The sequence below is a fragment of the Calidithermus roseus genome (assembly GCF_003574095.1).
Taxonomy (GTDB): domain Bacteria; phylum Deinococcota; class Deinococci; order Deinococcales; family Thermaceae; genus Calidithermus; species Calidithermus roseus.
In genome coordinates, this window is sequence record NZ_QWLA01000101.1 from 1 (window position 1) to 9,309 (window position 9,309).

The 9,309-nt window shown below is 64.1% G+C and carries 8 protein-coding genes and 1 riboswitch; of the genes, 4 read left to right on the forward strand and 4 right to left on the reverse strand.

What is annotated here, in order from left to right:
* Positions 1 to 835, forward strand: an 835-nt coding sequence (locus tag Mrose_RS16900; RefSeq protein WP_147371695.1) for a dienelactone hydrolase family protein, incomplete at its 5' end; no start/stop codon positions are given.
* A gap of 57 nt (positions 836 to 892) precedes the next feature.
* Here Mrose_RS16900 and Mrose_RS16905 read toward each other — a convergent pair.
* Positions 893 to 1,855 (reverse strand): ABC transporter substrate-binding protein, encoded by a 963-nt coding sequence (locus tag Mrose_RS16905; protein WP_119280266.1) that lies wholly within the window; start codon positions 1,853 to 1,855, stop codon positions 893 to 895.
* A 148-nt stretch (positions 1,856 to 2,003) separates the two neighbouring features.
* Positions 2,004 to 2,137, reverse strand: a riboswitch (FMN riboswitch).
* 193 nt (positions 2,138 to 2,330) lie between these two features.
* On the opposite strand from Mrose_RS16905, the gene Mrose_RS16910 reads away from it, so the two are divergent.
* On the forward strand, positions 2,331 to 2,768 hold the full coding sequence (locus Mrose_RS16910) for an SWIM zinc finger family protein (protein ID WP_182482887.1): 438 nt from the start codon (positions 2,331 to 2,333) through the stop codon (positions 2,766 to 2,768).
* Between the two features lie 217 nt (positions 2,769 to 2,985).
* Here Mrose_RS16910 and Mrose_RS16915 read toward each other — a convergent pair whose 3' ends face one another.
* Complete coding sequence (locus Mrose_RS16915; RefSeq protein WP_119280270.1) at positions 2,986 to 4,464, reverse strand: ABC transporter permease subunit; 1,479 nt, start codon at positions 4,462 to 4,464, stop codon at positions 2,986 to 2,988.
* 160 nt (positions 4,465 to 4,624) lie between these two features.
* Between Mrose_RS16915 and Mrose_RS16920 the strand changes: the two genes are divergently transcribed.
* On the forward strand, positions 4,625 to 6,649 hold the full coding sequence (locus Mrose_RS16920) for a zinc metalloprotease (RefSeq protein ID WP_147371696.1): 2,025 nt from the start codon (positions 4,625 to 4,627) through the stop codon (positions 6,647 to 6,649).
* A 93-nt stretch (positions 6,650 to 6,742) separates the two neighbouring features.
* Entirely contained in the window at positions 6,743 to 7,258 is a 516-nt protein-coding gene (locus Mrose_RS16925; protein WP_147371697.1) for a hypothetical protein, read from the forward strand.
* A gap of 50 nt (positions 7,259 to 7,308) precedes the next feature.
* On the opposite strand, the gene metK is transcribed toward Mrose_RS16925, so the two are convergent.
* Together metK and Mrose_RS16935 are read right to left on the reverse strand one after the other, a co-directional pair.
* On the reverse strand, positions 7,309 to 8,496 hold the full coding sequence (gene metK, locus Mrose_RS16930; protein ID WP_119280278.1) for a methionine adenosyltransferase: 1,188 nt from the start codon (positions 8,494 to 8,496) through the stop codon (positions 7,309 to 7,311).
* 115 nt (positions 8,497 to 8,611) lie between these two features.
* Positions 8,612 to 9,309: DUF4127 family protein (locus Mrose_RS16935; protein WP_119280276.1), on the reverse strand; the 698-nt coding region annotated here is incomplete at its 5' end.

Genomic DNA, 9,309 nt, shown 5'->3' on the forward strand with positions numbered 1-9,309 from the left:
GCGGGGGGGCGGGGTGGGTGGGGCGCGGACCCTGCTGGCCTCGCTGGGCATCGCCGGGGTGAGCACGGCTGAACTGGTGCAGGCCCAGGAGGCCGTAGCCCAGGCTACCCCTCCCCAGGGGCAGCCGCTCGTAGACCCCAACGACCCGGCCCTCGAGGCCGAGATGATCGAGTACCAGGCCCGCGGCTTTACCCACATGGCTTACCGGGTAAGGCCCAAAGGGGTCACGGCGACCCCGGGCATCCTGGTGATCCACGAGAACCGGGGGTTGCAGCCCCACATCCAGGACGTGGCCCGCAGGGTCGCCAAGGCAGGCTATATCGCCCTGGCCCCCGACCTGATCTCCAGGATCGGGGGGACGGCCCGGATCACCGACACCGCCCAGATCTCCAGCTTCCTGGCCCAGACCCCTGCCGAGGAGCACGTGGCTAACTTGCTCGAGGCCCTCAAGGTGCTCAAAGCTACTCCGGGAATCCAGGCCGACCGGCTGGGGGCGGTGGGCTTCTGCTTCGGGGGTGGCCTCACCTGGCGGCTGGCCACCGAATCTCCCGAACTCAAAGCGGCGGTGCCCTTCTACGGCCCGGCCCCCGACCTGGCCAAGGTGCCGGGCATCAAGGCGGCGGTGCTGGGCATCTACGGCGGCAACGACGCCCGCATCAACGCGGGGATTCCGGCCCTCGAGGAGGCCCTCAAGCGAGCCAACATCCGCTACCAGATCAAGATCTACGAGGGAGCCAACCACGCTTTCCACAACGACACGGGGGCCAACTACAAGAAAGACGCCGCCGAGGACGCCTGGCGTATGACGCTCGAGTGGTTCAGAACTCACCTGTAGCCCCGAACCACAAGCAACGGTGGACCGTTTCAGGCCCACCGTTGCGTTCTCGAGAACCTACTTCCTCGCCTGCAAGTTGGGCGTCAGGAAGGCGTTGGTGTAGAACTCGGTCGCCGGAAGGGCGGTGTCCACGCGCCCGGTAGCCTTGAGCAGGCTTAGGCTGCTGACCCAGGCCTGGGGGTTGGAGAAGCCCAGCCCCATCTGGCGGCTGTAGGGTGACTCGTAGAGCCGGATGGAAGTGGTGAGCACCGTATAGCGCATTTCGTCGAGGTTCTGCACGTACTTCCTGGCAGCCTCGAAGGCCTTGCGCGGGTTGGTGATGGTAAAGGCCATGGCCTCCTGCGAGGCGCTGAGGAAGCGCCGGGCGAGGTCGGCGTTCTCGAGCACCTTGTCCGTGCTGATGATCCCGTTGCCCGGCGAGTGGTTGTAAGGTCCGGCGGGGATTACGTTGAGCTTGACCCCCTGGCTTTGCAGGAAGACCGGCTCGTTGTTGATGAAGCCCATGGCCACGTCCACCCGCTTCTGCACCACCGCTTCGGCCTGGGTAAAGCCGATATTGACGATCTTCACGTCGCTTTCCTTGAGCCCGGCTGCCCGCAGGATGGCCTGGAGCGAAGTCAGCGAGACCCCGAACATCCCCGGCATACCGATGGTCTTGCCCTTGAGGTCGCGCACCGACTTGATGTTCTTCTCGGCCAGCGAGAACAGGGCGTTGGGCACCGACTGGTACAGCGCCATGACGTACTTGAGCGGGATGCCCTGGGCCCGCAGCGCGATCACGTCCTCCGCGTCGGCGACCACGAAGTCGAGCTTGCCCTGCGCGAGCAAGGGGTAGAGCTCGCTGGCGAAGCCGTGCTGGAACTCGACCTCGAGGCCCTTCTTCCCGTAAATTCCCTCCACCACCCCCGCGTAGAACGGCGCGAATTGCACGTCGGGTAGGTAGCCCAGCCCCACCCGCAGCTTCTCGGCCTGAGCCAGCGAGAGCAGTAGCGCAGCGACCACGAAAACCCACTTTTTCATCGAAGCAAACCTCACATTCACGCGTGCAACCCAAAGCGAAACCCGGTCAGGCACGAACCGACCGACGCCACCGTGAGCCAGGTGTTGTGTGGGGTTTGCGTTATGAGGTATTGGACATGCCCTGCGCTCGAGCCAGGTGACTCGAGCTTCGCTCCTTCTCCCATCCCGACTGTCACGGTCGGCTTCGGACTTTCACCGAATCGGGCCTGGATGTACCGCAGATTTCCAGGCTTCGCGGGCTGTACCGCCGGTGGAGACTTGCACTCCGCCCTGAAGGAATGGGTCTGGCGACCCGCAGTCAGTTTAAGTCACCCCACCGTGAGCTTGTCAAACAGCGATGTGCAGTGTGCAAGCCGATCCTTTTCAGGATTTCCGCGTAGCCTTCATGCTCACCGCGGGGGCCCAGCACAGATATGCCCTGAATACACTCGAGCCCACGCCAGACGAAAAGCGGCTTGGCTATCATAGAAGGGCATTGGCCGGTTTTGATCCGTCTGACATCATGGCGCTGGCGAGCCTCGAGGTGCAGGACCGGGGCTACCAGCTATTCAGCCGGGGGATGGTGCTCGAGGGCTCCCGGCAGGGCCAGCGCTACAGCGCCCGCGTGAAGGGCAGCGCGCCCTACCCCTACCGCACCTGGATCGACCTGGAAAAGCAGGATTGGGGCTGCTCGTGCCCGTACACCTGGGGCCCGGTGTGCAAGCACGTCGTGGCCCTGGCCTACGCCATCCAGGAAGCGCCCGAGATCTTCCAGGCCAGGCGCAGGCGGAAGCAAAAGACTGCCGACCCCAAGCAGTTGGCCCTGCAAGAACTCTCCGACGAAGACTTGCTAGAACTCCTGTGGGAGCTGGCCGAGCAGCGCCCGGAGCTGATGGAAGAGTTCGCCTACAACCTGCTGCAGCGCACCGAGTAGGGGCGCAGCGTGCGTGGCGGTCAGCCGTCAGCGGGGGATGAAGGCCCGTGGCTTGTAGCTCGTGGTTTGTGGTGAAAGAACCCCCTCCCCGCACGCGGGGAGGGTATATCCCCCCAACCCCCTTGCTAGGGGGGGTAAACAAAAGGCGTTTTGCGTCTTGCGTATTGCGTACGACGTAGGACGTACGACCCGCGTCTGGCTATCGACATAATCCCCGTCACCGCCTGCGGTAACGCAGCACCCAGTACTCCAGCAGCGTCACCAGCCCGTACAGCGCGATGCCCAGCACCACGTTGACCCCTACGGCGGCGAAGGCGTTGGCGTAGCGGAAGGACAGCCGCTCGGTGTTGGCGAAGGCTCCCAGGCCTTCGCCCTGGAAGGTGAAGTCGGCGACCACCGCGCCGATGAGGGCGAGTGAGACCGTGAGGCGCAAGCCGCCCAGCAGCACCGGCAGGGCGCCGGGTAGCTCGAGCTTGGTCAGGATGCCCCAGGGCCCCGCCCCGATGGTCTGGAACACCTCGCGGTAGATGCGGTCCACCTCGCGCACGCCCACCATGGTCGAGACCATCACCGGGAAGATCGAGATGAGGGTGGTGGTGATGAGCTTGGCCTCGAGGCTGAAGCCGAACCAGATCACCAGCAGCGGGGCCACGATCACGGTGGGGATGGCCTGCAGGGCCACGATGAAGGGCGAGAGCAGCCGCTCCATGGTGCGCAGGCGGCCCATCAGGTAGCCGATGGGGGTGCCGATGAGCAGCGAGCACAGCACCCCCAGCGCGGCGACCTCGAGCGTGGCCAGGGCGCTTTGAGCCAGTTGGGGGGCGTTGTGCAGGGCAGCCTGCCATACCGCCAGGGGGGAGGGGAAGAAGAGGGGAATCCGGGCTGCGAGCAGGGCCCAGCTCAGGAGGAACAACCCGGCCAGGCCCAGCACCCCGAAGAGTTCCCAGGGCGGACGCAGCGGTGCAGGTGGAGGTTCGACGTGGGTGGAGTCGGCCACGCCCAGCCTAGCCCGCAGTTCGGCCTCCACGCCGTCGGTGAAGGCGGTGATGCGACCCTCATCGCGGGTGTCGAGGATGGTCTCGATGACGCCGTTTTTGAGCACCACCACCCGGTCGGCCAGGTAGACCGCTTCGCGGATGGAGTGGGTGACGAACAAAATGGTCTTTCCGCTCTTCTTGTGCAACTCCTTGAGCTCGAGGTTGAAGCGCTCGCGCACCAACGCGTCGAGGGCGGCAAAGGGCTCGTCCATCAGCAGCACCTCGGCGTCCTGGGCCAGCGCCCGGGCGATGGCCACGCGGGCTTTCATGCCCCCGGAAAGCTGGTGGGGATAGAGGTGCAGGTAGGGCCGCATCCCCAGGTAGGTGCTGACCTTACCGCGCCCGGTGAGTTCGATGGGCAGGCGGATGTTCTGCTCGACGGTGCGCCAGGGCAACAGGCGGTAATCTTGGAAGACCATCGCCGGCTGCCCGCTCACGCTGACCGATCCCTGGGCTTTTTGCAGCCCAGCGATCACCCGCAGCAGGGTGCTCTTGCCGCCCCCCGAGGGGCCGATGATGGCGATGAACTCGCCCCTGGCGACCTCGAGGTCCACCCCCCGCAACACCGCCTGACCATCGAACTGCACCGAGATCTGGCTCAGGCGAATGGCCAGGTCGCGGGTAGCTGGGGGAGGAAGGGTAGGAGAGGGCAGGCTCACCCCTCTAGCATAAAGACCCTCGAGGCCCGCACTGAAACGGGCCTTACAGCTCCCTCGAGCCTCACGCCTCAGGGGCTTGATGAGAAAATGGCGTTAAGAACGTCTTGCGCAGCTTTCTCATGCATGGAAAGATTGGTAGGTGTTCTACCTCAGAGCTAATATGCGCAAACTGCTTCGATTTGCGGCCCTGATCCTCATGGCCCTGGCGATTGGCTCCTGCAACCTGGGCAACAGGGGGTTTCAGACCTTCAACCCAGGCAACACTGTTGAGATCGGGCAAGACCTGACCATCAACATCGTCTTCGTCGGGTACAAGCAGGGCAGCGGTGCCCAGCAGATCAACCTCGACGAGTTCAAGAAAATCCTGCCCAGCAAGTACAGCAGCGTCAACCGCATCCCCACCGTCTATTATCTCAACTACAAGAACGGGGAGAAGGAGCTTTCAGGCAACAGCTTCACCTATAACTACAACATCAAATTCGCCAGTCAGGGCTTCGAGGACGCCTTCTTCGCCAGGCTCAACGAACTGGCGCAGCCCAAACCCCTGACCCTTTATCAGGAGTCCTATAACTGCCAGGCCGACCTGGGCGCCGGCGAGCCCTGCCCCGGCGACGCCGCCAACATCAGCAAGAAGATCACCGAGAACTACTGGATCGACGCCTTCGAGACCGAGAAGTGGCTGGCCGAGAACGCCAGTCAGCTCGGTATCGACCCCAAGAACTACACCGTCTTCTTCATCAACTGGTACGGTCGCCCCGACTTCAAGCACCACGTCTACGTCAAGACTGACGAGCCCGACCCCGACACCGGCTTCAACTTCGGCGAGCTGCTCTCCTCGCGCAAGATGAGCGCCTGGGGTGGCAGCACCCCCGACGACCGCCAGGGATCCGCTGCCTCGCTGAGCAAGACCGCCCGCATCTGGTTCCACGACCTCTCGGCAGGCCCCGAAGCCCAGAGCGACAACTGGGACATCACCAACGCCGACCTCGACGGCGACGGCAAAACGGACTACCGCATGCCCCCCATTTGGGAATACGGCAGCGCTAAGACCACCTACCGCCCCTTCAACAACCTCTCGGGCGACCTGGGCCGGATCACCCGCTACGTGGCCATCAACCTGCTCTTCACGCCCTCACCCATCTACCGCGTGGCCATCACCCCCCACCAGATACCCGATAACCTGCTGCTCAACGTCAACTTCTACAACGACCCGGCAGCTGGCGACCAGGGCCAAGCCCTTTTCGACGCCAGCCTGACCACGGCGCTGCTCAAGAAACTCCAGCCCCTCAACAACTTCACGGCCACCATCCGTGAGCTGAGCTACGACAGCCAGGCCCAGTGCTCCTTCGAGTCCTACTTCACCGGGGTGTCTTGCCACTCTGAGTACGCCCTCAGCGCGCAGAACCCGGGTTCTGGAGCCGATGTCTTCATCGATAACCTGCTCGAGATGAAGCAGCCTGGCTTCTTCCAGGGTAGCGCCGATTACGAGATCCCCATCTTCGCTTACAACGTTGCCGGAGACATCCCCTACCTGGGCCTGGCCGATGACGACTGGAGATCGGGCACCCAGAGCCTGGTCTACGCCGCCAACAACCCGCTTGCCAAGTCCCGCTATGGCTACACCACGACCATCACGCACGAAGTAGGGCACCACACCGCGCTCTCGCACCCCCACGACGGTTACGACTCGAGCGAAAACAAGGACTATGGCCCCAGCAACGAGTTCTACTACGCCTGGCTGGGCGATATGTCCAACAGCGTCATGAGCTACATCGACCTCACCGCCGAGTTCGGGCAGTTCAACCGCGACGCCATGAACCGCTACCTGGTAGCGGCCTACCTCAACCAGGGCAACGCTGTCCTAAAAGCCATGATCGACGCCAAGAAGCTCAATACTGGCGCCATCCCCGCATCCCTGAGGGAGGCCGATAGCCAGATGGCCGAAGCGCTGAAGTCTTACCGGGCGCTGGAGTACGAAGCGGCGGTGCAGAAGGCCAAGGGGGCTTACGACGCGGTGGTGGCCGAGGCGCTCAAGGAAGGAGTAAACATCAGGAGCTACTGGTTCGAGAGTTATACGCTCGAGCCCGCCAGCCGCACCTCGGCCTTGCGGGTGGCCGGCGGCTTCAAGGACGCAGACTTCCCCATCAACGAGTCCAAGGCCCTGAAGCGGCGCATGCGCCCGTAATGGAGGAAAGTTGCACGGAAGCCGGGGCCGAGGGTCCCGGCTTTCTCATCCTTTTTTGCCCTGCGCTTCAGGCACTTTTGCTAGCTTGAAGCCGTGGCGAAAATCACGCGTTTGCTCTTGATGGCAATGGTGTCGGTGGGGGTGCTGGGGATGGCTCAGAGCGTAGGGGGAACTGCCAGGCTGAGCGCGTACCAGCCGGTGTTCGAGCTGGTGCGAATGGTCAATGCCCTGGCCGAGATGGACAAGGTGCAGGGGCTGGCTTTCGACAGGAACCAGGCTGCCGCCTTGCTGGCTAAGCTGCGTCCTCTGAGTCTTCGGGAAAACCTCGAGCCCGCCCAGGCTGCGGCCTTGCGGAAGGAACTCGAGGCCCTCCTCACGCCGGCGCAGTCGGCCTGGGTCAGGGAGTGGCTCGAGCAGCAGGAGAAGATGGCCCGCATGCGCCTGGCCCAAATCAAAAGCGATACCAAGCCCAGCTTCTACATGTTCGCGGTGCCGGGCTATCTGGGCATGGTACCCGAGCTGCAATCAGGGAAGCCCTTTAACCCCTTCAAGAAGGGCCCCAACGCAGCCCGGCTGAGCAACCTGATCCAGAGCCTGGAAGCGCGCTGAAGGCTAAATTAGGCCCTCGACGCTTTGCGTACGACATCCGACCCCTGGCTTCAGGCCGGGGCGGGAAGTCCTGCGAGATGGCGCAACTCTTCTACTTTGTCGGTGACCTCCCAGGGGAAACCATCACGGCCAAAGTGCCCGTAGGCCGAGGTGGCGGCGTAGATGGGTCGCTGGAGGTCGAGGTTCTGGATGATGGCCCTGGGGCGGGCGTCGAAGACCTGCTGGGCGATCTTGCTGAGCTGCTCGTCGGGGATGACCCCGGTGCCAAAGGTCTCCACGCGCATGCCCACCGGACGGGCCTTGCCGATGGCGTAGGCCAGCTCGACCAGGGCGCGGCGGGCTAGCCCGGCGGCCACGATGTTCTTGGCCATGTAGCGGGCGTAGTAGGCCGCCGAGCGGTCTACCTTGGTGGGGTCCTTGCCGCTGAAGGCCCCGCCGCCGTGGGGGACAGCGCCGCCGTAGGTGTCCACGATGATCTTGCGCCCGGTGAGGCCGGTGTCGCCATGGGGACCACCGATGACGAACTTACCCGAGGGGTTGATCAGGTAGAGGGTCTCCTCGCTGAGGTATTGCTCGGGGATGGCCCGCCGCACGACCTTCTCGATCACGTCGTGACGAATTTGCTCCTGGGAAATGTCTTCGGCGTGCTGGGTAGAGACCAGCACAGTGCCCACGTAGAGGGGCTTCTCGCCCTCGTAGACGATGGTCACCTGGGCCTTGCCGTCGGGGCGCAGGTAGGGGATCTCCCCGCTCTTGCGGGCCTGGGCCAGGCGGCGGGTGAGGCCATGGGCCAGGGAGATGGGCAGGGGCATGAGTTCAGGGGTCTCGTCGATGGCGTAACCGATCATCAAGCCCTGGTCGCCCGCTCCGATTTCGTCGAGCGGGTCGCGTGAGCCCAGCTCGCGGTGTTCCCAGGACTTGTTGACCCCACCGGCGATATCGGGCGATTGCTCGTCAATGGCCGTGATCACCGCGCAGGTGCTGCCATCGAAGCCGAACTTGGCGCGGTTGTACCCCACTTCGTTGACGGTTTGGCGCACCAGGTTGGGGATGTCCACGTAGCTCTCGGTGGTGATCTCCCCGGCCACCATCACCAACCCCGTGGTGACGAGGGTTTCGCAGGCCACCCGCGACTTGGGGTCTTGGGCGAGCATGGCGTCGAGGATGGAATCCGAGATGCGGTCGGCCAATTTGTCGGGGTGACCCTCGGTCACCGATTCGGATGTAACTAAACGCAGCAACTTTCACCTCCTGAAGTTGGGTTGTGCGATCCTGCTCAGGGTAGCAGGTGACAAGCCGAAACACTATAGCACCTGGGCAACTCCGTGCTGTGAGCCCAGTTGCCAAGGACCTTCAACGCACCCGGCGGAAGCGGAGGGCAATCTCGAAGCTGCGCCGCCAGGGAAATTCCACGCTCAGCAACTCGAGCCGGTCCCCCATCAGGCTTGGCAGGCGCTGCTCGCGCAGGTGGCCTAGAGTCAGGATGCTCACCCCCTCCAGCAAGGGCTCGACGAAATAGCGCCGCACCCAGGGCCGTCCCACCTCGCCGTAGAGGTAGTGCAAATAGCCCTCGGCCAGCCGGTCCAGCCGCCCCTCGAGGTCACGCAAAAACAGTCCCCCCTGAGCCAGAGCGCTGCCCAGGTTGTTGGCGGGTGTGCCCCAGCAGGCGTAGCTGGCGAGGTGGGGATAGTGGCCCAGCTCGAGCAAGTAGTCCATCAGGCGCCTGTCGCCCCGGTTAACCGAGGCGATGTCGGCTACCGCCACCGGGGCCTCGCGGCTGGCCCGCAGCAGGGTGAGCACTGCCTGGCGGGGGTCCTTGCCGGTGTAGACCAGCAGGGCTAGGTCGGGCTTTTGCTCCACTACCTGCATGCCCCCGCTCTCCAGCAGCCGCCGCACGCTCTCCTCCAGGGGAATCCCCTCGTAGGGAGTAATTTGCCCAGTGGCGGCGGGGTCGTCGTACCAGACGCGCACCCTGAGCCCTGGCGACAGCGTTCGCAGCAGCATCAACTGCCCGCTCTCGTCGGCGCCGGGGCGGGTGGGCAGGGGCAGGG